The 22,446-nt window shown below is 60.6% G+C and carries 19 protein-coding genes; 9 read left to right on the forward strand and 10 right to left on the reverse strand.

All coding sequences use genetic code 11. The features are described from left to right. The first annotated feature begins 251 nt into the window (after positions 1–251). Together ACFOTD_RS27230 and ACFOTD_RS27235 are read left to right on the forward strand one after the other, a co-directional pair. The gene (locus tag ACFOTD_RS27230; protein WP_378123101.1) at positions 252–2,669 is read left to right on the forward strand and encodes a PAS domain S-box protein; all 2,418 of its coding nucleotides are present in this window, start codon (positions 252–254) and stop codon (positions 2,667–2,669) included. A gap of 480 nt (positions 2,670–3,149) precedes the next feature. After that, on the forward strand, positions 3,150–4,304 hold the full coding sequence (locus ACFOTD_RS27235; protein WP_378123102.1) for a winged helix DNA-binding domain-containing protein: 1,155 nt from the start codon (positions 3,150–3,152) through the stop codon (positions 4,302–4,304). Positions 4,305–4,646: 342 nt separating this feature from the next. Here the strand turns inward: ACFOTD_RS27235 and ACFOTD_RS27240 are convergent, their stop codons facing one another. Together ACFOTD_RS27240 and ACFOTD_RS27245 are read right to left on the reverse strand one after the other, a co-directional pair. Then, positions 4,647–5,105 (reverse strand): threonine/serine exporter family protein, encoded by a 459-nt coding sequence (locus ACFOTD_RS27240; RefSeq protein WP_378123103.1) that lies wholly within the window; start codon positions 5,103–5,105, stop codon positions 4,647–4,649. Positions 5,106–5,120: 15 nt separating this feature from the next. Next, the gene (locus tag ACFOTD_RS27245) at positions 5,121–5,885 is read right to left on the reverse strand and encodes a threonine/serine exporter family protein (protein WP_378123104.1); all 765 of its coding nucleotides are present in this window, start codon (positions 5,883–5,885) and stop codon (positions 5,121–5,123) included. A 125-nt stretch (positions 5,886–6,010) separates the two neighbouring features. Between ACFOTD_RS27245 and ACFOTD_RS27250 the strand changes: the two genes are divergently transcribed. Both ACFOTD_RS27250 and ACFOTD_RS27255 read left to right on the forward strand, forming a co-directional pair. Beyond that, positions 6,011–7,057, forward strand: coding sequence for a glycoside hydrolase family 130 protein (locus ACFOTD_RS27250; RefSeq protein ID WP_378123105.1), 1,047 nt, complete (start codon positions 6,011–6,013; stop codon positions 7,055–7,057). Between the two features lie 60 nt (positions 7,058–7,117). Then, positions 7,118–8,185, forward strand: coding sequence for an asparaginase (locus ACFOTD_RS27255; RefSeq protein WP_378123106.1), 1,068 nt, complete (start codon positions 7,118–7,120; stop codon positions 8,183–8,185). 62 nt (positions 8,186–8,247) lie between these two features. Here ACFOTD_RS27255 and ACFOTD_RS27260 read toward each other — a convergent pair whose 3' ends face one another. Beyond that, entirely contained in the window at positions 8,248–9,798 is a 1,551-nt protein-coding gene (locus tag ACFOTD_RS27260) for a histidine kinase N-terminal 7TM domain-containing diguanylate cyclase (RefSeq protein WP_378123107.1), read from the reverse strand. Between the two features lie 263 nt (positions 9,799–10,061). On the opposite strand from ACFOTD_RS27260, the gene ACFOTD_RS27265 reads away from it, so the two are divergent. Then, positions 10,062–10,646, forward strand: a complete 585-nt coding sequence (locus ACFOTD_RS27265) for a death domain-containing protein (RefSeq protein WP_378123108.1) — start codon at positions 10,062–10,064, stop codon at positions 10,644–10,646. A 65-nt stretch (positions 10,647–10,711) separates the two neighbouring features. Here the strand turns inward: ACFOTD_RS27265 and ACFOTD_RS27270 are convergent, their stop codons facing one another. Then, positions 10,712–11,620: a helix-turn-helix domain-containing protein gene (locus ACFOTD_RS27270; protein WP_378123109.1), complete on the reverse strand. Its 909-nt coding sequence runs from the start codon at positions 11,618–11,620 to the stop codon at positions 10,712–10,714. A gap of 117 nt (positions 11,621–11,737) precedes the next feature. Between ACFOTD_RS27270 and ACFOTD_RS27275 the strand changes: the two genes are divergently transcribed. The 3 genes from ACFOTD_RS27275 to ACFOTD_RS27285 all read left to right on the forward strand — a co-directional run bounded on the left by ACFOTD_RS27275 (position 11,738) and on the right by ACFOTD_RS27285 (position 14,775). Next, positions 11,738–12,544, forward strand: coding sequence for a phytanoyl-CoA dioxygenase family protein (locus ACFOTD_RS27275; RefSeq protein ID WP_378123110.1), 807 nt, complete (start codon positions 11,738–11,740; stop codon positions 12,542–12,544). A 144-nt stretch (positions 12,545–12,688) separates the two neighbouring features. Further along, the gene (locus ACFOTD_RS27280; RefSeq protein ID WP_378123111.1) at positions 12,689–13,630 is read left to right on the forward strand and encodes an NHL repeat-containing protein; all 942 of its coding nucleotides are present in this window, start codon (positions 12,689–12,691) and stop codon (positions 13,628–13,630) included. 185 nt (positions 13,631–13,815) lie between these two features. Beyond that, positions 13,816–14,775 (forward strand): hypothetical protein, encoded by a 960-nt coding sequence (locus tag ACFOTD_RS27285; protein ID WP_378123112.1) that lies wholly within the window; start codon positions 13,816–13,818, stop codon positions 14,773–14,775. Between the two features lie 725 nt (positions 14,776–15,500). On the opposite strand, the gene ACFOTD_RS27290 is transcribed toward ACFOTD_RS27285, so the two are convergent. Then, the gene (locus tag ACFOTD_RS27290) at positions 15,501–15,662 is read right to left on the reverse strand and encodes a hypothetical protein (RefSeq protein ID WP_378123113.1); all 162 of its coding nucleotides are present in this window, start codon (positions 15,660–15,662) and stop codon (positions 15,501–15,503) included. Between the two features lie 374 nt (positions 15,663–16,036). Here ACFOTD_RS27290 and ACFOTD_RS27295 point away from each other — a divergent pair, with 374 nt between their 5' ends. Continuing rightward, the gene (locus ACFOTD_RS27295; protein WP_378123114.1) at positions 16,037–16,306 is read left to right on the forward strand and encodes a hypothetical protein; all 270 of its coding nucleotides are present in this window, start codon (positions 16,037–16,039) and stop codon (positions 16,304–16,306) included. A gap of 235 nt (positions 16,307–16,541) precedes the next feature. Here ACFOTD_RS27295 and ACFOTD_RS27300 read toward each other — a convergent pair whose 3' ends face one another. The 5 genes from ACFOTD_RS27300 to ACFOTD_RS27320 are packed head-to-tail and all read right to left on the reverse strand — an operon-like array spanning position 16,542 to position 22,098. After that, a complete protein-coding gene (locus tag ACFOTD_RS27300; protein WP_378123115.1) occupies positions 16,542–17,306 on the reverse strand; it encodes an SDR family NAD(P)-dependent oxidoreductase in 765 nt (254 codons plus the stop codon). Positions 17,307–17,330: 24 nt separating this feature from the next. Continuing rightward, on the reverse strand, positions 17,331–17,621 hold the full coding sequence (locus tag ACFOTD_RS27305; protein WP_378123116.1) for a hypothetical protein: 291 nt from the start codon (positions 17,619–17,621) through the stop codon (positions 17,331–17,333). 6 nt (positions 17,622–17,627) lie between these two features. Further along, complete coding sequence (locus ACFOTD_RS27310; RefSeq protein ID WP_378123117.1) at positions 17,628–18,605, reverse strand: C-terminal binding protein; 978 nt, start codon at positions 18,603–18,605, stop codon at positions 17,628–17,630. Then, a complete protein-coding gene (locus ACFOTD_RS27315) occupies positions 18,602–19,336 on the reverse strand; it encodes a cyclase family protein (RefSeq protein ID WP_378123118.1) in 735 nt (244 codons plus the stop codon). Before ACFOTD_RS27315 ends, ACFOTD_RS27310 begins: the two co-directional genes overlap by 4 nt. Next, positions 19,333–22,098: an alpha-L-rhamnosidase gene (locus ACFOTD_RS27320; protein WP_378123119.1), complete on the reverse strand. Its 2,766-nt coding sequence runs from the start codon at positions 22,096–22,098 to the stop codon at positions 19,333–19,335. The genes ACFOTD_RS27315 and ACFOTD_RS27320 overlap by 4 nt, the downstream gene beginning before the upstream one ends. Positions 22,099–22,446: the final 348 nt, after the last annotated feature.

Raw genomic sequence — 22,446 nt, forward strand, 5'->3', positions numbered from 1 at the left:
GCGCTGCGACTTCTCTCCAAAGTTTAAACGCTTTAACTTTCGCAGACTCATTTTAACCCACCGGGCTTGCTCTAATCAACCACAAAAGTTTAAACGCTTTAACTTATGCTAAGCCTTCTTTGCATTATTTAGCTGACGCCGCATGGCAGGATTATGAGCGGGGCGCACAGAATTTATAAAGGCCGGCTTCCGAGCAACTTCACCGTTTCAGACATCTACGTCCAGTCCCCAACATTAGGAGGCCTTCTGCCTTGTCTATAAAGCTTAAACTAACGCTATTCCTGTCTCTGCTCGTCGCGGCGATCCTCATGCTGAACTTGTCGATTACGTACTTCTGGTCCAAGGCGGGCATGCAGAATGCGGCGATCGACCGTATGGAGATTATCTCGAAGCAGATCGGAGAGTCCATCAAATCGTACGAAGACGAGCTCGAACGTCTGGAGAAGGCGCAAGAAGAAAAGCTGCTCGCCGCCTCGATCGCGATACGCAGCTCGCTGGATCCCGACATCGACAACGTGACCAACGAACAGCTCGTCAAATTGACCGCAGAACTGCAGCTGGAAGGAATCTCGCTGTGGGTAAAGACGCCAAACGACATCGTCGTTAAGAAGTCCTCCAAGCCCAGCGAGATCAATCTCGGTTCGAATACGATGGATTACTGGTACAGGGCCTTCCAGCAGCTGTTCGACCGCAAGCCCGTCAACGTCGGCTTCGGCCGGGCGATGCCGAACTTCTGGTCGGGTCCCTTTAATTTCGCCACCTCGGATCCCGATCTGATCTTGAAGTGGGGCGACTATTACGACGGCAAGACGAATTATATGATCAATCCCTTCAGCCGGGGGGACGTGCTGGTCGACTTCAAGGACTCGGTCGGTACCGAGAAACTGATCAAACAGCTGCTGAACGACAATTCCGATCTCGTCGAGATCACCGGCATCGATCCCGCCTTTTTCGGAAAAGCGCCGATCATCAAGATTAAGAAAGGCAAGCCCATCTACAATCTGGACGTCCGGGACATCGTGTTCGGCACGTACGCCTACAAGGACGAGACGGACGTCGAGCATGTGAATACGGCGATCAAAACGGGTACGACGGTCACGGCGAACAGCAATTCCGGCGGCAAGCGGCTGCTCAAAAGCTATATCCCGATCCATGGAGACCGGGACTATATCGTCACCGTGAGCTTCGACCGTTCGGCGATCAGCGGCGATCTCCACCGGCAGCTGCTGCTTAGCTGCGTCATCGCGCTTGCTCTGTTGGCCGCGACCATCGTGACCAGCTATTGGCTGTCGGGACTGATGATCCGCCCCGTTCGGCAGATTCTGCGCAAGGTCAATGCGGTCGCCGAAGGCAGCTTCGACGAACCGCTGCCCGTCGCCAGCAACGACGAGCTCGGCCGGCTGTCCGAACGCGTCAATACGATGGCGAGCAATCTCAGCACCTATACGAACCGGCTGAGAGATACGGCGGCGGAGCTGCGGAGCACCAAGCAGTACCTCGAGTCGTTCGTGCATCACAGCTCGGACGCCATCCATGTCGCTGATCCCGTCGGCAATCTGATGCAGGTGAACGCCGCGTTCGAGAAAATGTACGGCTGGAGCGCCGCCGAGGCGCTTGGACGCCGGCTGCCCGAGGTGCCGGAGGAGCTGCAGGAGGATTACTCCCGCATCCTGCGGAAGGTCGTCAAGGGCGGCTCGGTCGCGGACTGCGAGACGATCCGCTACCGCAAGGACGGCTCGCAGATCGACGTCAGCATCACGGTGTCCCCCGTGCGCGACGAGCATGGCGAGGTCGTCGGCATCGCCTCGATCTCGCGGAACATTACCGAGCGGAAGGCAACCGAGGAGATGCTCAGACGCACCGAGAAGCTGTCGATGGTCGGCCAGCTCGCCGCGGGCGTCGCGCACGAGATCCGCAACCCGCTCACGACGCTCAGGGGCTTCGTGCAGCTCCAGCAGAGGTCGGGCGGCATCACGCCGGCCCATCTCGAAACGATGCTGTCGGAGCTCGATCGGATCAACTTTATCGTCGGCGAGTTCCTCGTCCTGTCCAAGCCGCAGGCGATTCGCTTCCAGATCATCGATATCCGCTCCATCATGAAGGAGACGGTGGCGCTGCTCGAGGCGCAGGCGATCATGAACAACGTGCAATTCGAGCTGCGCGAAGCCGACGAGCTGCCGCCGCTGAACGGCGAGCCTAACCAGTTGAAGCAAGTCTTTCTGAACGTGCTCAAAAACGGCATGGAGGCGATGCCGGACGGCGGCACGATGCGCATCGGCATCTGGGCGGAGGTACGCGGGGTGGCCGGCGGGAGTGGTGCGGTTGGCGGGAGCGATGCGATGGGCGGGAGCGATGCGATGGGCGGGAGCGATGCGTCTGCCGAGGTGGCTGCTGCCCGCGAGCCGGATGCGGCTGCTGCGGCCCGGGCGACAACGCGTTTGGATCCATCGGGGGACGACAGCATTTTGATCGTCATCGAGGACGAAGGCTTCGGCATTTCCGAAGAAGAGCTCAAGCATCTGGGCGAACCGTTTTATTCGAACAAAGCGTCCGGACACGGTCTCGGCCTCATGGTCAGCCAGCAGATTTTGGCGGGGCACAGAGGAACGATCCGCTACATGAGCGCGCTGGGTCAAGGGACCCGCGTCGAGATCCGTCTGCCGTATTAAAGTCTATTCCGACAGCCGCTCCAATGGGCCCGGCTATCGTCGCCTGCGCCGTCCTTTCGCCGCAATGCCTGCAAATATACATCTATATTCGCCGATCCCGACCCTTTCAGCCAGAAAAGATGCAAATGTGCATTTATTTTTCTTCGCCAGCCCCATTTCCGGCTTGCGCTTTGAATTTACCTGCACATTTGCATCTTTTTCATCGCGCGTCGTTGATCCGAAGAAAATACCTGTACGAATGCAGTTATTTCGACCCGAATAACGACCGAAAAGCTCCGGCCCGCCGCATTCTCGCTTACCTGCCGCAAATCGCCGCCAAATTTATACTTTCTGACATGCCGACAAAGACTGCTTGGAACAAGCGCTGAACGAAATGGGTTGTCGCATGCATTCTTTACTGACAGACTGCTGTCAGAGAGCATGCGTTATTCTTGGTTTATCGATGAGGCTCGACCGCCTCGCCAAGGAGGAACGAACCGCATGAACGAACGACCGTCAGACTCCCATTCAAAAAGCAACGGCTTTGCGGCGGCTCAGACGTTGGACCAAGGCGCGTTGAATCGCGCGCTGCTGGCCAGGCAGATGCTGCTTCGCCGGGAGCGCATGTCCGCGCTCGAGGCGATCGAGCGGCTGTGCGGCCTGCAAGCGCAGGCGCCGATGGCGCCTTATTACGCGTTGTGGGCGCGTCTCGAGCAGTTCGATCCCGCAGAGCTTGGAGGCCTGCTGCTCGGACGCGAAGCGGTGCGGATGGCGTTGATGCGAGCCACGCTCCACCTCGTTTCGACGCGGGACGCCCTGGCGCTTCGTCCGCTGCTCCAGCCCGTACAGGATCGCGGCCTGGCCGGCGCCTTCGGAAAGCGGCTCGCCGGCGTAGATACGGACGCGATCGCCGCCCTGGGGCGGGAATGGACGGCCGAGCGGCCGCATAGCTTCGCCGAGCTTGGCGCGCGTCTGGCGGAGCGCTGGCCGGACCGCGATCCCGAGGCGCTCGCGATCGCGGTCCGAGCGCGCGTGCCGCTCGTGCAGACGCCGCCCCGCGGCCTGTGGGGCAGCAGCGGGCAGGCGCTGCATGTGCCGCTCGAGGCGTGGACCAGCCTGCCTCAGGCGGAGAGCTGTACGGACGAGGCGCTCGTCGTGCGCTATCTGTCCGCCTTCGGTCCTGCATCGGTCAAGGACATGCAGGCATGGTCGGGCCTCACGAAGCTGCAGGACGCGGTTCGGCGGCTCGGGTCCAAGCTCGTTCGCTTTCGGTCCGAGCAGGGGATCGAGCTGTTCGACCTGCCCGAAGCCCCGCGCCCGGAGGCGAACACGCCTAGCCCGCCGCGTTTCCTTGGCGAGTTCGATCAGATGCTGCTCGCTTACGCGGACCGCTCCCGCATATTAAGCGAGACGCGCAAAAAACGCGTATTCACCGCGAACGGGCTCGTCCGTCCCGTCTTCCTGCTGGACGGCATCGTCGCCGGCAAGTGGGAAATCCGGCGGGGACGCAGCGACGCGCTGCTGATCGTCGAGCCATTCGCGCCCCTATCCGCGGACGACCGCGAAGAGCTCGCCGAAGAAGGCGCGCGCCTGCTCGCATTCGCGGCTCGTGAGCTCGATCACGACATCCGATTTGCGGATTGCGTAGAGGATTGAGCAAGATTGTGCTCGCACACATCTCGATTAATAGCGCTGTTACCGCAATTATTGCGGCTGCAGATGCATGGGATTAGGCAGGAATGGTACTCAAGAGCGGCGCATGGCGGGGAAATGCACGGTTTTCCGGGCAACGACGCTCGCGGAGGCGCGATTTGTACAGAGATCCACGGTTTTTCCCGCTAACTCCGCTCCCCGGCGGCGATTCGGGCAGAGATCCACGGTTTTTCCTGCTATCTCCGCTCCCCGGCAGCGAATTCGGCAGAGATCCACGGTTTTTCCCGCTAACTCCGCTCTCTGGCAGCGCTGCAGGTCGGGGAGCCGCCCCGAAGCTGCCCGCTCTCATCCCCCTGCCCGCGACATCCCCGTCCGCACCCTTTTCACCAGCTGATTCACGACCTCGGAGAACACCAGCCCCACCGCGATCGCGCCGGACAGCATGAAGGCCTTGGCCCCCAGCTCGACCGCGGACATATAGTCGTTCTGCACGACCTTCAACATCGCGTCGTAGGCCATGCCGCCCGGCACGAGCGGGATGATGCCGGAGACGCTGAATACGGTGACCGGCACCTTGAAGCGGATCGCCAGATAGTGAGCGATGAGGCCGATGAGCACGGCGGACGCCCAAGTGGCGGCGATCTGGTCGGCGTCAGCCTGGATCAAGCCAAAGTACACCAGCCAGCCGACCATGCCCGCCAGACCGCACTGGATCAGGCTCCGCTTCGGAATCTGGAAGATGACGCCAAAGCACGCCGTGCCGACGAAGCTCGCGATGGCTTGAGAAAAGTAATCTGCGATCATGCCCCGCTCGCCCCCTTATCCATTCAGCGTCAGCGCGATCCCGATGCCTGCGCCGATGGCGAAGGCCGTCAAGAACGCCTCTGCGCCCTTTGAAATGCCCGACACGAGATGCCCCGCCATCAGGTCGCGAACCGCGTTGGTGATGAGCAGCCCCGGCACGAGCGGCATGACGGACGCGATCATGATCGTGCTGTGCTGCTGGCCGACGCCGAGATGCACGATCAGATAGGATAGCAGACCGACGACAAAGGCCGCGATCAGCTCCCCGAACAGCCGGATCGAGCTGAGCCGCACCATTTGGCCGAGGAGCCAGAAGCCCGTTCCGCCGCAGAGCATGGCCGCAGGCATGTCTGCCCAGGTTCCGTCATATAGGATGAGAAAGCATCCGCTCGCAAGCGCCGCCAGCACCAGCTGAATGGCCGGCTGGTAGACAGGCGCGTCGCATTCGACGCCCTTGAGCAGCCTGCGCGCCTCAGCCGGCGGCAAATGGCCGCCCGCGATGCGCCTCGAGATGTCGTTCACCTCGGTCACCTTGTTCAGATTGGTCCACCGCTTCGAAATGCGGACGAGTCGCGTCGACGTCTCCGAGCCGTCGATGGCGAACATGATGCCCGTCGGCATAACAAAGCTCTGCGGATTCTCCGCGCCGTAGGCGGATGCGATCCGCATCATCGTGTCCTCTACGCGATACGTCTCCCCGCCGTTCTCCAGCATGATTTTGCCCGCCAGCAGACATACGTCGATTATCTCTCCGCTGCGTACGCTCATTGGTTCACTCAAGTCGAATCCCTCGGTCTCCGCTACCTCCCGCGCCGATCGGGCCCGATTGCGAGCCCTCCGCTTGGAGATTGGGTACTTGTAAAGTAGTATGGGGTTAGAATAAGATGCAAACGGGGTGAGCGTCAATGGCAGTCATTCGCATGGCGGACGGTCCCATCGTGACCGTCGGTCATGTCAAACCTTCTCGTCCGGATTTTCAGGTCGTAGGCGCTTTTAATGCAGGCGTCGCCGAGTTGGGGGACGAGGTTATTTTGCTGCTTCGCGTGGCAGAGATGCCGCTGCAGTCGGAGTCCGGCGCCGTGCTGGTGCCGATGCTCGACGAGCAAGGCGACCGGCTCGAGCTTGTCCGGTTGGCGGCCGACGATCCCAATTACAACTTTGCCGATTCGCGCGTGATCAAAGGGTACGACGGCTCCTATGCCTATCTGACCTCGATGTCGCATCTTCGCGTCGCCCGCAGCCGGGACGGCGTGCGGTTCGTCGTCGACGAGACGCCGGCGCTATTCCCCTCCCGGGAAGACGAGGCCTGGGGTATCGAAGACCCGCGGATTACACAGATGGGCGATAAATACTACATTACTTACAGCGCGGTCAGCTCTCGGGGCGTCGGCGTCGGGCTGGCCGTGACCCGCGACTTCGTTGCCTATGAACGGCTCGGAATGATCCTTCCGCCCGAAAATAAAGACGCCATGTTTTTTCCGGAGCGCATTAACGGCAAATACTATATGATGCACCGTCCCGTGCCCAAGTCGATCGGCGCGCCCGAGATGTGGGTCGCTGAATCGCCCGACCTGCTCCATTGGGGCGGCCACCGCTACTTGATGGGCCTGCGTCCCGGCCATTGGGACGGCGGACGCATCGGCGGCGGCGCCGTACCGATCCGGACCGACCGCGGCTGGCTCGCCCTGTATCACGGCGCGGACGCCGACAGCCGCTATTGCATGGGCGCCGCCTTGCTGGACCTGGAGGACCCGGCGCGCGTGCTGGCCCGTTCGCGCGTGCCGATCCTGGCGCCCGAAGCCGACTACGAGGTCAACGGCTTCTTCGGCAAGGTCGTGTTCTCCTGCGGCGCGATTCTGGCCGGCGACACGGTCCGCATGTACTACGGGGCTGCCGACGAAGTCATGGCCCGGGCCGATATCCCGCTCGCAGATATTTGGGACAGCTTCTGATGCGATCGGCGCTTCGCAGCGCCATGCGTTATACGATGAACGGAAGGGATGTCTGCTTACTTGTCCGCAAATTTGTCCGTTAAAATTTTGGTACTCTTCACCGGCGGCACCATCGGAAGCCGGCGCGGGGCGCACGGCATCGACGTCGATACAGCCGGCTCCTACTTCCTCTTGGAGCAGTATGCCCAAATCGCCGGAACGCGAGAAGTTGAATTCGAGACCGCGCAGCCCTGCAATCTGCTGAGCGAGAACCTTGTGCCCGCCGACTGGGCGACGTTAGCCCAATCGATCCGCGATGCATACGGCGGCGGTTATGCCGGCGTCATCGTCACGCATGGCTCCGATACGCTCTCTTTTAGTTCGGCGATGCTCTCCTATCTATGCTGCGACGCGCCGTTTCCGGTCGTACTGACGGCGGCCAATTATCCGTTGGAGGACCCGAGGAGCAATGGGCTCGCCAACTTCTCGGCGTCGGTCGACTTCATCGCCGAAGCCGGCCTGCCTGGCGTATTCGCGCTGTTCGGCGACCAGCGGGGCGAATCGGTCGTCTATCTGGGCACGCGCATCACGCAGGCGCTGCCGTTCACCGACCAGTTCGACGCGCCGCATGCGGCCCCTTTCGGCCGAATGCGGGACGGCCGCTTCGAGCCGAACCCGCATCCGGTCAACCCCGCCGCGTCGGAACTTTTCCGCTCGGCGCCATCGGCGCCGACCGCGCCGCCGGCGCGCGACGACGCTTGGCCGCCCGTGCTGTACGTCAAGCCTTATCCCGGTCTGGACTATCGCGTCTATGACTTGGATTCCCGCCCTCCGCGCGCCGTGCTGCACGACACCTATCACTCCGGTACCGCGAACGCGCGGGACGGCGCCGAGGGAAGGACGCTCGTCTCGTTTATCGCGTACTGCCGCGAGCGCGGCGTCGACGTCTATCTCGTGCCGATGCGCAGCCCCGAAGGCGATATGTATGCCTCGTCGTCGCACCTGACCGGAGCAGGAGGGATCGCGCTCGGGAATATCTCGTCCGAAGCAGCGCTGATGAAGCTGCTCCTCGCCTGCGCCGTATCCGAGGACGCCCGCGAGGTCGAGCGATTCATGCGGTCGCCGCTGTTTTTCGAATATATGGCCTAGCATAACGAAAAAGAGGACCTGCGCCGCGCGGTGCAGGTCCTCCTCAGTTTAAAAAAGCCGAGCTATGCATGAACCGGCGTCCGGCCACCCTCGCGGGTCGCATTGCGTCCGAGATGCTTCGCCTCGTACAGACCGGCGTCGGCCCGCGAGTAGAGCGATTCGAACGACCGATCCTCGGCCCTAAGAGTCGCGACGCCGATGCTCGCCGTAATGCCGAACGTGCCGCCGAGTCCGTCCGCAATCACGGCGTGGCTGACCTCGCGGCGGACGCTCTCCGCGCATTCGAACGCATCCTCGGCGGTCATGCCAGGCAGCGCCAGCGCGAACTCCTCGCCGCCGATGCGGCCGAACAAACCGAGCTCCCCCGCCGACTTAAGCACTGAATCCACGAAAGCGCGTATCGTCCGATCCCCCGTCAGATGGCCGAACCTGTCGTTCACGCTCTTGAAGCTGTCAATGTCGAGAACGAGCAAGGACAGCTGCGTCCCTCGCTCCCGGGCGATCTCCAGCAAGCGCGTCAGCTCCGAGATAAAGCCGTTGCGGTTGTAAATTCCCGTCAGGCCGTCGGTCACGGCCGCTTGACGAAGCGCAAGCTCCCGGCGGCGCTCCTCTGTCCGATCCGTCAGCACCGACAAAGAGCCGAGCAAAATGCGGTTCCGATGGAGGATCGGGGTGATCTTGGCGGTGAACTGCCGCTCGTCTTCCCCTTCCCCCAGAGCGAAGTCGAACGAAGCGATCTCGACTCGGTCCCGATGCGCCGCGAGCCAGCGCTCCGACGGCAGCGGCGTGTCGGCGACAAGCTTGCCATGCCACAGGCCCCCTTCCATCCGAAGCATGCGCCGCGCCGCCCCGTTAAGGTCCTGAAGCCGCCCGTCCGCATCGAGCACGACGATCCCTTCGCTCATCATGTCGAACAGACGGTTGCGCGGGAAGGGAACCGAATCGAACAAGTGGTAACGCAGCACGCCCCAGCCGACGATCAGCAGGCCGGGCAAATAAGTGATGCCGATCGATGCCGTGTAGCCCTGAAAATCCACTAATCCGGCTCCGCGCAAAAACGCGAGCACCGAGGGAAGATACATGCCCACGATCAAATACAGCAGTTGGCGACGTTGTACGCCGCGGGTGTAAAACACGCTGCGGACGAGGACGAACAGGCCGACTAGAGATACCAGCAGCGAGAAGCCATAGATCGCCTGGTTTAATACCGTCCGCTGAATGACGAGCATCCCTGCTTCATTTAAGTAAACCTGCACGCGCATGAGGCGATGAAACGAATCCGTAAAAATGAGGAGCAAGCCCGTGGTGGGAATCGCAAGAATCAGGGCGATCGTCTGGCGAGTGAATCTGGATCCTTCGCGCGTATAAGTCAAAGCGAGCCAGAGCACGGAAAGCGGGGCGTAAAGATATCCGATCTGCTGAACGTTGCGCCACAGCAGCTTGTCCGCAAGGCCGGACACCAGCTCCTCCCTGCCGGAGGCGAACATAATGATTCCGCTCAGCCCAAAAAGCGCGAAAAGCGGAAGCGCGCCGGGCATCTTCCGCAAGCTGTATGCATAGGCGACTCCCGAGAGCGAGAGCAATCCGCCGAATAAAAACAACCAGGCCGCCATGGAGGAGGCACCTCCGTTCAGGCTTTTATTATACCATCTGTTCGCCCGGCCCAATGGGATTTTTCGACAAGTTTCGTGCATTCATGATACCACTACAAAAATCCAAATTACCCTAAATTTCAGATTCCGTTTTCGAATCGAGCGATATGCCGTCCTTTCCATTTCCAGATATTGAGCCATCGTTACTTTGCGTCAAAGTGGAACATTTGCCTGGCGGGTTCCGTCAAGAATGCAAAGACCAACTCGGAAACGGTGGTGTCCTGATGTCGATCAAACTCTTCGGAACCGTTCTGCTCGCTGCTGCCCTGATCGTCGGCGGCCTGCTTCTGAAAGGCCCGCTGACGCCCTCCTTTGCCTTGTCTCCCGCCGAACAAATCGTGCCGCTGCCGCCCGTTCATCTCGATTTTCCCGCAGATGGATACGAAGACGCCGAAAACGGCCCTGCCGTTCAAGGCGACGCCGCCCGCCTGCTCAACCTGATGAATTCGGCCGATGCCGTAGTGACCGGGACCGTCATCGCAGAAGCGCATGCGCTGGACGGCAACTCCGCGGTGACGACGCTTGAGGTGCGCGACTGGTTGAAAGGCGGCACAGCGCGCTACATTCGCATCGTCCAGTCCGCGAACGCGGGAAGCTCGCTTTTATGCTCGGGAGAGAGCTACCTGCTCATGCTGCGCGCCGATCAGGGACAGTCGCCGGACCTGTATCGCATCGCCGGAAAAGCGGGCGAAGGCAAGTTCGCTCAGACGGGCGGCGGTTGGACGAACGACGATCCGCTGTTGACGACGGCGCTGCAGTACTGGTCTCAAAAGCAGCCTGCCGCCATGGCCAAGAAGCTTGCCGCCTAAGCGCCTAAACGCCTAAACGCCCGAGCGCCTGCGCGCAGCTTCGCGGCCGGCTTGCAAGAATGCCGCTACTCCGCAGGCCAACCGATCGACGAGGCATACCGGCTTGGAGACATACCCTCCGTTTTTTTGAACAGCTTGCTGAAATAATAAAGGTCCCCGATGCCCACGCGAGCGCCAACCTCTTCGATCGAGAGCTTGCGCTGCGCGAGCAGCTGCTTGGCCCGATCCATGCGCAGACGAAGCAGGTAAGCCGATACCGTAGTGCCCGTCGCCTGCTTGAACAGCGTGCCGAAGTACTTGGGCGTGAAGCCTGCCCGTCCCGCGAGCAGCTGCGCGTCGATGCGATCCGCATAGTGCGCCTCCATGTATTGAATTGCCTCCAGCACCATGTCCGCGTGCGGATGTCCGATCCGCACGCCTTCCCGCGTCATCAATTCCTCGTACACAAGCCCGAGCAGCCGCAGCATGGCTGAATTCAGCCGCAGCCTTGCGCCGACGCCGGCACGGCTGAAGCACTCGTTCAACTCCTTAAACGTCTCGTAAAAGCCCTTCACGTCTCCGACCGCGATCGCCTCGGGAATGTCGAGCTCCGAAGGCTCGATGGCCGGCCTTTCGTGCAGGCGACCGGCGCCTTCCTCCACGCCTTGTCCCATATATACCGCATACGGGGAAAACTCATGTCCTTCTCCCAGGTACATATAATCGAAATGAACGGCAAAGCAATCCATCGGCTGCGCCTCGGAGATCTCCATCGCGTTAATCAGATGCGGCCGGATGTAGAAGAGATCGCCCCCCTTCATCGCATGCACGCGATCGCCGATCCGCAGCCTGCCCTCGCCGCGAACGACAAAGATGAACTCGTAATCGTAAATATGCCGGTCGGCGTTTCGTGCGCCGGGAGCGATCACGATCTCGTGCACAAAGCGTACGTAAGGCGACAGCAGGCGGTAATCGATTCTCTGCGGGACAGGCATGTAAGCGCTCCTTGTTTTTCGACCTTTTTACAAATACGGCGAACTTCTATCCATCCACCGCAACGCCTCTACCTATTATGCTTGAACTACAGCAAATCACAAGGAGGATGCAGCGCGATGACGACTCAGACGCAAGTACAAACGCCTATCACGCAAGCCCATATCGATTTCTACCGGGAGAACGGGTTCGTGCAGGTGGACAACATGATTACGCCGGAGGAACTGGCCGAGCTCCGCGAATATCTGGAGGAAGCGATGCAGAACGACGGAGACCGCGCCGTCAAAACCGACAAAAAGGGCGGGCTGTACTACCGGGTGTTGAACCAGAAGGTGAGCCTATGGCGCGATCATGCCGGCATGGGACGCTATACCGCGCACCCTCGCTTCGCGGAATCGGCAAGACTGCTCGCCGGCGCATCGGGCATGCGACTTTTCCACGACCACGGCTTGTGGAAAATGCCCGGCGACTCCAAGGAGACCCCTTGGCACCAGGATACGCCCTACTGGCCGGTGAACGAGAAAAATCCCGGCATGATGTCGATCTGGCTGACGCTCGACGACGTCGACGAACGCAACGGCTGCATGGCCTTCGTGCCGAAGTCCAACCGTCTGGGTAAATTGAAGGGTATCGATCTGGCCGACCCGCAAAACATTTTCGACTACGTGGAGGGCGGCCAGGCGGATACGCAGAAACCGGTCATCGTGCCCCTCAAGGCGGGAAGCTGCACGTTCCACGACGGCTTGACCTTCCACTATGCGCATGCCAACTCTACGGATCGCCCGCGGCGCGTGCTCGCCATCATCTATATGCCTGACGGCGTCACTTACAGCGGCGATGCGCATGTCATCACCGACGGAACCGGACTGGAAAAGGGGCAGCCGATCGCCGGCCCAAGATTCCCGCTGCTCGCTAGAGAGGGCTGAGCCCATGTGCAGACCTAGCGGATGCGCAGGCGCATGCCCGGGAGGATGCCGCCGGGAAGAGACGCGAAGCGGACCGGTTGAGACGGGGCGCGGCAACGAGACCTTGAGCGCGAACGGCGATAAAAAACGGAAGGCGGACGAAAAATGACGGATATGCGCAAGAACGGCATCCGGGAGGCGGCGAATTACTCGCCGCTCTCCGGGTGGGCCAAGCTGCCCGAGGGCGTCGCCCTCGGGTATACGCACGGACTGGCCGAGGATGCGGCAGGACGGATCTATGTGTTTAACATGAGCCGGCATGCGGTCGCGATATTCGAGCCGGACGGCGAATACGTCGGTTCCTGGGGCGAAGAATATGCCGATGGCGCCCATGGTCTGTGCCTGGACCGCGAGGCGGACGGCACGGAGTATTTGTACGTGACGGATATCCGCAGGCAGCGCGTCGCCAAGCATGCGCTGGACGGAAGCGAGATGCTCGTATTGGACGTTCCTCCGTTGTCCGAGATCTACGCGACGCCGGACAAGTATCGCCCGACCGACGTCGGCGTCGCGCCGAACGGCGATATTTACGTGGCGGACGGCTACGGAGAATACCTGATTCACCGCTACGACAAGGAAGGACGCTGGCTGCAAAGCTGGGGCGGACGCGGGGATGCGGAGGACGGGAAGCTGTACGAGCCTCACGGCTTATGGGTCGACAGCTCCGAATCAGGCGAAACGACCGTCTACGTTGCCGACCGCAGGCACCGGCGTTTCGTGCAATATGCAGCGGACGGACAACTGCTGCGCGCGTTCGGCGGAGATTACATGCTGCCGTGCGATCTGGTCGGCGCAGGCGACTATTATTGTATTCCCGATCTGAACAGCCGCGTAGTCGTCGCGGATCGCGAGTTTAACGTCATCGCCCAGCTGGGCGAGTCGAGCTCGCTCTGGCAGGACGCCAGATGGCCCGCGATCCCGCCTGCCGAGTGGCCGGAGCGGGGCTTCGTATCGCCGCATGCGGTGCACGTAGACGGCGAAGGCGCCATCTATGTCGTGGAATGGGTGCCGCAGGGCCGGATCACGAAGTGGGTGCCGCAGGCTTGAGTCAATGGAAAAAGCTGTCCGCCGGTTGTAAAAACGGGGACAGCTTTTTTGCGTGGGGAAAGCAGCCGGCGGCCCCGAACGGCGCACTCTGATCGCAGGGGGCATTAGACTGGACAAGCTAGTCCGGAAATGTTAAGAAGGGTTGAGATCAAATAGAAAGAAGTGGATATATGCTAGAGGACTTTTTGAAAGAACTGCTTAACATGCCTGAAAGAGAAAAGAACACTGCTTTGCCGTTATGCATGGACATTCTGCAAGATGAGCATGTACGGGACATCAACAAGACGCTTTCCCAAATAACTAATGATACAGGAGTACCTGCTTTTACAAGGGAAAGTACATTAGCTCGCATACGGAAATTTGTTTTCAGCGCCAAGCAGCATCTGAGGGTTAATACCGGCTCAGGAGAATATCTCCCTCCGCTCAGCGAGATGCAGTTAGTTACAGTAAACTTTGCCGGACTTGGATCGGAGCTGAACGACTTACATTTCGGTATAATATGGGATGTAGATCGAAAGCGCGACCATGTGAGCATCATACCTACAACTAGCTTCAAACCAGGATCCACAATGGAGACCGGTGTCACGTTTAACTTGGGAAATGTGGGGCCTCTAACTGGCGAAACAGTTGTTCTGATGAACCAGATCACCACGGTTAGTCGAAAGAGGGTTCAAACGAATCGGTTCCGTAATCCGGCAACAAGCGCAACAGAAGTTGTAAAATTATCCTCTAACCAGAAACAAAGAGTGTATGAAGGATTTAGGATTTATGGATTGAAGGAAGAGACATTGTACACGAAGCACATTCGCAACGCTTTTCCAGATACCGTTCCAGTCTTTGAGGATCCTGAAGTACAATTTACTCACCTGCATAGACCGTTCATCGAAGTAAGCCACTCAAAAGATGAATTGATATATAAACTGTATAGCGATCCTAATACGGAATATAAAATGACGAGACAGGAATGCGTAGTACAAGCAACCGAAAGAGGACAATTAGTGCGAGCATGGGTAGCGGCTAAAGCACAAATAAATCAGTCCACTCAAGCAATAATTAAATCTCGTCTGGATGTCCAAAAGGATGCTTATGCAGCGCTAATAAGCAAAATCCGGCCTGAACCCGAAAACCCGGCATCAACAGCGTAAGAATCAAAACCTTAATAAATGCTTGCATTTATTAGCTTTTAGAGTTATATTGGTAACACAGAGTTTTGGAATAAAACATGCCCCCGGGTGGGCCTCGAAAGTTTGTAGTATATGCCCCTTGTGGGCCTCCAAGAAGAGCCTTACCTCATAGGTAAGGCTCTTCTTCATTTACAGGAAAATAACCGAGATACGATCCACAAGAGGTACATCTAACTGTTGGATTTTGGTTTAGAATATTTGCTGTTTCTAAAGCAGCCTGTTCAGAAAAAGCTGGCATAATATAAGTTATTTCAGAATTGAGACATTGCTGCGCGTCACAACACGAGGCAATGCTGAATTTCACTGTCATGTTGTATCACCATGCCCTCATTTAGGAATAACTCCTCTTATCTAGATATGTACCAACTAATCCAAAATGATACCCATTTCTTTGGCTTCTAAATATAGCTGGCATCTGTACGACATGTGCGTACAGTCATTGGGTTAGCCAGCAACCCAGACTCTTGGGTTCGTTGCAGCTGTCCAGCTCACGAGCGACGGTGAGCGATCGCTGGCGTGGGAATTCGCACACATCTGGTTGCCGGCTCGCTGATCGCCGCGCCAGTCGGCCCGATCGTCACCAGCGGACGGCCGTTGATGAATAGATCCGGATGTTCGCGGTGTCAAGGCAGAGACGCGAGATCCTAGTTACCGTTGATCATGACCGCGCCAACCGGCGCGATCGCTCAGCTGCGGACGGACATCGATTCGCGGATGTAAATGGCCGCCAGCGCGTTGTAGCTCCTGGAACTCCTGATTGCCGTTGGCAGTGGACGAACGTCGATGCGCAGATCCGGATGGCCGCCGGCGTCGCCCAGTTCCTTAATCACCTGGGTGCGATTGGCCATTAATACTTGACTTATTCCTTTAAAAAGTTTGGAATAAGTTACAAGAGGCCGATGATAATGCAATTGCCACATGAAAGGTCTAAAGTTTCTGGCTCTGTAAATCTCTATGGTATCGAAGATGATCGGTACTATTTCGAAATGACGCCGGAACTAACGCCGTTGGAAAGACCAGATGTCAATCAGATTTCTATGTTCGGCAAACTTGTCGTAAATAGGGAAGTACAGCTTCTCGAAGAATTCTTAATTACAAGTTTGCAGAATTAGCAAATGGTGTTCGACATTGGATTAGGCAAGAAATTCCAGCAAGGATTTACAATCCATATCAAGACAACTTACGGAGAACAAGAGCAGCCTTGAACGGAAAGGGATAGAATATGATACAAGGTAGCGAAAAGGACTTGTCATATCTTATAAAAAAATACAAAAACGCGGTCGATGAATGGAACCGCACGGAACAATCAATTAAGGATAGGATTACAGACCGCCGTGAAAGCATGACAAAGTTCGGTAGCGAGGATTACTACAGAAACCAAATCGCTATGGAAGAGGAATTGCTGTCCAAGATTCAGGATATTCGCAAAAGCGATGAAGCGTTTCTTGTGAAATTGAAGGAATCGTACAACCAACAGTACGGAAAAAGCTAAACAAAGACGTTCCCCAAGGGGGGCGGCTTTTCTTTATGCAGCATCTCCAGCTGCAGGGCGGCGCTAGCTAGCCGAACAGCTCAGACGCGATGCGGGCAAGCAGGCAACCAGGAGCTCGATCAGCTGCGCTGGCGGTAGCACCGTCCGGATCTGTGCATCGCCGGCCGTCTGCAGCTGATGATCGGGACGGCCGGCGCCGCCGTGGCCAACGGCAACCAGGAGCTCGATCAGCAGCTCATATCGCCGTAAAGCCTCCGTCCACCATCAGGTCGCTGCCCGTCACGAAGCTCGCGTCGTCCGAGGCGAGAAAGGCGACAGCGCCGGCAACCTCCTCCGCACGGCCTTGCCGGCCGAGCATGTGCAGTCTGGAGACGCGCGCGTCCTCCTCGGCCGGGTCGATGCCGAGCAGCTCGCAGGATTTATCGAAGGCTTCGGTGCGAATGTAGCCGGGACATACCGCATTCACGCGCATACCGTCCGGTGCCAGATCGTACGCCCAGCACTTGGTCAGCCCCCGCAGCGCGAACTTGGTGGCGTTGTAGGTGGCGAACTGCCGCTGTCCCACGAAACCGCTGACGGAGGACAGATTGATGATCGAGCCTCCCCCGGCCGCCTTCATCAAAGGCACGACGGCCCCGGTCACCGCGGAAGTCCCCTTTACGTTGACGTCGAGTATCCCGTCCCAGTCGGCCGGCAACGCCTCGACGCCCTTGAATACGAACGCCGCGGCATTGTTTACCAGCACGGTCGGCTGTACGCCGTCCTGCGCCCACCGATCCGCCAGCGCAGCGATCTGCCCGGCGTCCGCCAGATCGATCCGTTCGAAGCGAACCAAGCGCCCCGTCTCGGCAGCGATGCGCTGCGCCGTATCCGCGCCTGTCTCGCTTCGATCGAGCAGCCATACGTCGCAGGCCTCCTCCGCGAGCCTGCGTACGATCGCTTCGCCGAGTCCCTGCGCGCCGCCGGTGACGACGGCGGTCTTGCCTGCCAATCCCCGCATCTTCCTTGCCCCTTTACCATTTAATTAAACGCAGCCGTTTGGCTTGACGATGACCTTGCCATACGGGCTGACGCCGCTGTCCAACGCCTCGAACGCCGCGGCGGTCTCCTCCAGCACGCAGAATTCCGTCCATCCGTCCATACGGATGGCGCCGGACGCCAGCAGGCTGACAGCTTCCGCGAAATCAGCTTCGCCGTACGTATAGCTCGCTGCCGCAGATGCCGACCGCTTCCACGCGGACGAGCACCTCCCCCGGGCCGGGGACGGGTCGATCGACTTACTCCACCGCCAGCGAGAGCGGGCCGTGCCGGACAAGCGCTCTCATACGTCGACGCCGTTTACGACATGCTGCGGGCTGCCGCCCTCCAGTACGCGCCGGACCTCAAGCGCGGCATACCGCTGCAGCCGAATCAGCGAGCTCTCCGAATACCATGCGCAATGACTCGTGAGGATGCAGCTGTCGATCGCCAGCAGCGGATGCCCGGCAGGAACGGGCTCCTCCTCCAGCACGTCGAGCGCGGCGCCGGCCAGCTTGCCGTCCTGCAGCGCCCGCACGAGCGCTTCCGTCTCCACGACGCCGCCCCGCGACGTGTTCACCAGATGCGCGCCTGGCTTCATCGCGGCAAACGCGCGGTCGTCGAACAGGCGGCGCGTCGACTCCACGAGCGGCAAATGAACGGAGATGAATTCGCTCTCCGCCAGCAGCGTCTCCCAATCCACGCGCGTCGTGCCGTGCTTGGCGAACAGCTCCGGATTCGCGTACGGATCGTACGCGATCGTCTGCAAGCCGAACGCCTGCGCCCTGCGGACGACCGCCCGCGCGATGTTGCCAAAGCCCGCCACGCCGAGCTTGCGGCCTTGCAGGCCGACGATCGGTCGCCGCGGCGCGATCTCCCAGACGCCCTCCCGCACCTGCGCCGCGACCTGCGGGATCTTGCGGACCGAGGCGAGCAGCAGCGACATCGCATGATCCGCGACCTCCTCGATCGCGTAGTCCGGCACGTTCGCCACCGGTATGCCCTTGGCCCGCGCCGCTTCCAGATCGACGTTGTCCACGCCGATGCCGTACCGCACGATGACCCGGCAGCGCGTCATCCGATCGATCGCCTCCGCCGTCACGGGCGCCCACTGCGTCAGCACCGCGTCGGCGTCCGCGCACAGCTCCGCCACCTCGCCGGCCGTCCGGCACTGGCCGGGCAGCAGCACCGCCCCCGTGCCGGCCAGCGCCTCGGCCTCCGGCGCCAGATCGGGGAAGCCGCTGTCCGTGACAGCGACTTGCCAGCTTGCTTGCTGCGTCATGACCGCGCCTCCTCTTCTGCTGCATCACTGCTCGAATGTTCCGCATTTTCGCCGGATGCCTTCTTTTCCGCCAGCCCGGTCTGCCCGCCGTCATCCACCATGCCCACCGCCCGGATCGGCGCGCCGTCCCGCCCCGTAATTTTGAGCGGCGCCGCCATCAGGAAAAATTCGCCCCGGCCGATCGCCCCGAGGTTCGCCAAGCCTTCCACGATCACGATCTCTGACCCCAGCAGCGCCTTATGCACCGGGTCGAAGTCGGTCGGATTGGGCGTCGGCACGTCCATCCCGATGAGCGCGATCCGCCGGTCGGCCAGCCATTCCGCCAGCTCCAGCGTCATGTACGGAAAGTCGCTGAAATAGTGCTTGCGCGGGTACTGCAGATGCCAGTCCGTGCGGTAGACAAGCCGGGTCCCTTCGCCGATCCGGTCCGCATAGGGCGCAAAGTCCGCCACGCCGATCGGCTCCTTCGGACGCTTGTGCGACAGGTCGACGAGCAGCGCTTCCCCGATGCAGCGATTCAGATCGAGACGGTCCACCGTATTGCCTTCGTTCAGAAAATGGAAAGGGGCGTCGAGGTGCGTGCCCTGGTGCGTGCTCATCGACAGCTGCGAGATGTTGTAGCCGATCGTGTCCACCGTGTTGTGGACGATGACGGCGCATTTCGGATCGAAGGCGAACGTGGGCGCCCCGTGATAAATGTCCATCGACAGATCGATCAGTCTTCGCGTCATGGCTGCGAGCCTCCTTGAGGATGCCATTGTGATGTGAAAAGATAGCGTCCGGACGCGGCCCGGTACGTCTCGCAGTCGCCTGCCCGTCCCAGCGCTTCGATGCCTTCCGATTCTACGGCGGACTTGCCGGATTCCAGCACGGGGGTCCCGGCGTCGGCCGGCACGTGCACGATCGCCTCCCCACCTGCGGGCACCGTCACCGCTAGCTCGAGCGCGCCGCTTCCCGCGAGCCGCCAATCGACCTCGTAACGGCCGCGGATCGAATCGTAGCCGCATCTCGCCCACGTGAATCCGCCGAGCGGACGCGGGCGAACGATGGCGCGTCCGAAGCCCGGCGCCGCAGGGTCGGGGGCGATGCCGCCGACATGCTTGTAGATCCATTCGCCGACCGCGCCGAACGCGTAGTGGCAGAGCGAATTCATCCCCGGCCGCTGGAAGCCCCGCTCCTCCGTCCAGCCGTCCCAGCGCTCCCAGATCGTCGTTGCGCCTTGCAGCACCGAGTACAACCACGACGGGTAAGCCTTGCGCGTCAACAGGCCAAAAGCCAGATCCTCGCGCCCTCCGTCGCTCAGCACGTCCATGACCAGCCGCGTGCCGTGAAAGCCCGTTGCCGCCATCACGCCCGCCGACTCGATCTTGCCCGTCAGACGCGCCATCGCAGTCTCCCGCTGCACCGGAGACAGCAGATCCCAGGCGAGAGCCATGGCGTATACCGTTTGCGTATCACCTTTGATGCGTCCGTCCCCATCTACGAATTCACGCTGGAATGCTTGCTTGATTTTCTCGTGCAGCGCACTGTACCGTTCCGCGTCCGCAATCTCGCCAAGCTCGCGCGCGATGTCGGCCATGATCGCGGCCCCGTCCGCGTAGTATGCGGTGCCGAACACGTCGTACGGCGTCGTCGAGAGCGTGTCGATCAGCCAGCCGAGCTCGGCCTTCGCCTCCTCGTATGGCCGCTCCGGCAGCGACAGCCAGTCGCCGTATTGAGGCGCGTCGCGGCGGATGCCGTCCGGGTACAGCGTCTCGTTAAATGCCATCCAGCGCCGCAGCGCCGGATAATGTCGCCGCAGCACCTCGCGGTCGCCGTACAGCTCGTGCAGCAGCTTGGCGATGATCGGCGGCGCGTCCGCCCAGCCGGACGAGGCCGTGTGCGTGTAGGTAAAGTCGTTGTCGAACTCCGTCTTCGGTCCGAAGATGAACGGCGCGAAGTCGGTATACGCCCCCGTCGGACGCTGGCCGTCGTCGAGATCGGTCAGCCACTTGGCCAGGAATGCGGACACGTCCATGTTGTAGGCCGCCGTCCGCGCGAAAATTTGCGCGTCGCCCGTCCAGCCGTGGCGCTCGTCGCGCTGCGGGCAGTCGGTCGGCACGCTCATGTAGTTGGCCCGCTGCGTCCAGCGGATGTTGGAGAGCAGCCGGTTGACGAGCGGGTCGGACGTCTCAAGCGTTCCCGCCTCGGGCAGCGCAGAATGCACCACGACGCCGACGATATCCTCGGGCCTTGGCGTCGGGCCTCCCGAGATCTCGACGTAGCGGTAGCCGTGATAAGTGAACAGCGGCTCGAACGTCTCGCGCCCGTCGCCTACGCAAATGTAGGCGTCCGTCTGTCTTGCATAGCGCAGGTTGGCGGTGTACAGTTCGCCTTGCTCGTCCAGCGCTTCCGCGTAGCGCAGCGTGTATTGGACGCCCTCCGCCGCTTCGAAAACGACGCGCAGGTAGCCGCTCGTCATCTGCCCCATGTCCACGAGCGCGCGGCCTTCGGACAACAGCCGCACCTCCGCGGGCGCGAGCTCCTGAGTGACGCGGATGGGCGGCGACATTTGCGCGACGACCAGCCCGCGGTAATCGTACATGCGCGTCGCCAGGGCCCAGGCCGCGTCTTCAAACGTCGGCTGCTCCCATTGCGGCTCCGCCAGACGGGCGTCATGCGTTTCGCCCATCTGAATGTCCGCGGCGACGATCGGACCGTAGCTCGCGCGCCACGTTTCGTCGGTGCATACGGATTGCGTCGTCCCGTCCTCGTATTTGATGTTCAGCTGGAGCAAAAAGGACGGATCCATCCCGTACTTCTGATAGCCGTACATGCCGATGTAACCGGTGTACCAGCCGTGCCCGAGCGTGACGGCCAGCGCGTTGTCCCCCTCCTGCAGCAGCTCCGTGACATCATACGTCTGGTACTGCACGCGGACGTGATAGTCGGTCCACTCCGGCGCGAGCGCGTCTTGGCCGATGCGCCGGCCGTTCAGGTGCAGCCTGTACAGCCCGAGCGCCGTCGCGTACACGGTCGCGCGTCGCACGCCCGCGCGCGACGCGAAGCGGCGACGCAAATAAACCGCGGGCAGCGGCTGCTCGCGAGTCGGTTTGCGGCCGATCTTGCGGCCGATCCAGATGCCTTCCCATTCGCCCCGGCTCAGCAGGCCGACGGACCAGCGCGCGCCGTCGCTCCACGCTCCCCAGTCGCCGCGCTCGTCCCGGACTTGCACCTTCCACCAGACCGGTTGACCGGCGTGCAGCGCAGCGCCCTCGTAGCTGACATGGGCGGAGCTGGCCGAAACCGCGATGCCGCTGTCCCACAAGTCCCCCTCGTCGGCCGCGAGTCGCTCCGGGGAAGAGGCGGCCAGGATGCGATAAGCCGTCTGCGCAGCCCCGCGCCTTCCGCCCGCGTCCGACAACGTCCACCCGAGCCGCGGCGCGAGCGTGTCGATGCCGAGCGGGTCCTCCAAATATTCCGTCCTGAGACGTACGGCTTGCAGCGTCGTCATGATTTTTCTCTCCTTAGGGACGTCATTTGTCGAGCCGAATCGTGCAGTCATACGTAAAATGGTTCTGCAAATGCCACAACCGCCTTATCGCGTCGGACAAGCGGACTGTGCGTCCGCTATCGTCGCGATTGTCCTCGTTTTCCACACATTACGGACTCCAGTTCCGTTATTCCGCCAATATTGCGCGTTTCCACGCTGCAAACCGGGCAATAGCGGCTCCTGAGTCCGCGCGTTGCATCAAAACCAACTCGTTTGTTCAAATAACGGATCTGCGGTCCGTTATGCAGTCGAGCAAGGTTGCCGGGGTTGCCGGGGTTGCCGGGGTTGCCGGGGTTGCCGGGGTTGCCG

The organism is Cohnella sp. GCM10012308 (genome assembly GCF_042649185.1).
Classification (GTDB): Bacteria; Bacillota; Bacilli; order Paenibacillales; family Paenibacillaceae; genus Cohnella.

Coding starts and splice junctions, on each gene's coding strand:
- ACFOTD_RS27315 (WP_378123118.1), bottom strand. CDS start 19,336: ATGACGCGAAGACTGATCGATCTGTCGATGGACATTTATCACGGGGCG.
- ACFOTD_RS27240 (WP_378123103.1), bottom strand. CDS start 5,105: ATGATCGCAGATTACTTTTCTCAAGCCATCGCGAGCTTCGTCGGCACG.
- ACFOTD_RS27265 (WP_378123108.1), top strand. CDS start 10,062: ATGTCGATCAAACTCTTCGGAACCGTTCTGCTCGCTGCTGCCCTGATC.
- ACFOTD_RS27290 (WP_378123113.1), bottom strand. CDS start 15,662: ATGGCCAATCGCACCCAGGTGATTAAGGAACTGGGCGACGCCGGCGGC.
- ACFOTD_RS27295 (WP_378123114.1), top strand. CDS start 16,037: ATGATACAAGGTAGCGAAAAGGACTTGTCATATCTTATAAAAAAATAC.
- ACFOTD_RS27260 (WP_378123107.1), bottom strand. CDS start 9,798: ATGGCGGCCTGGTTGTTTTTATTCGGCGGATTGCTCTCGCTCTCGGGA.
- ACFOTD_RS27235 (WP_378123102.1), top strand. CDS start 3,150: ATGAACGAACGACCGTCAGACTCCCATTCAAAAAGCAACGGCTTTGCG.
- ACFOTD_RS27320 (WP_378123119.1), bottom strand. CDS start 22,098: ATGACGACGCTGCAAGCCGTACGTCTCAGGACGGAATATTTGGAGGAC.
- ACFOTD_RS27270 (WP_378123109.1), bottom strand. CDS start 11,620: ATGCCTGTCCCGCAGAGAATCGATTACCGCCTGCTGTCGCCTTACGTA.
- ACFOTD_RS27280 (WP_378123111.1), top strand. CDS start 12,689: ATGACGGATATGCGCAAGAACGGCATCCGGGAGGCGGCGAATTACTCG.
- ACFOTD_RS27275 (WP_378123110.1), top strand. CDS start 11,738: ATGACGACTCAGACGCAAGTACAAACGCCTATCACGCAAGCCCATATC.
- ACFOTD_RS27250 (WP_378123105.1), top strand. CDS start 6,011: ATGGCAGTCATTCGCATGGCGGACGGTCCCATCGTGACCGTCGGTCAT.
- ACFOTD_RS27300 (WP_378123115.1), bottom strand. CDS start 17,306: ATGCGGGGATTGGCAGGCAAGACCGCCGTCGTCACCGGCGGCGCGCAG.
- ACFOTD_RS27310 (WP_378123117.1), bottom strand. CDS start 18,605: ATGACGCAGCAAGCAAGCTGGCAAGTCGCTGTCACGGACAGCGGCTTC.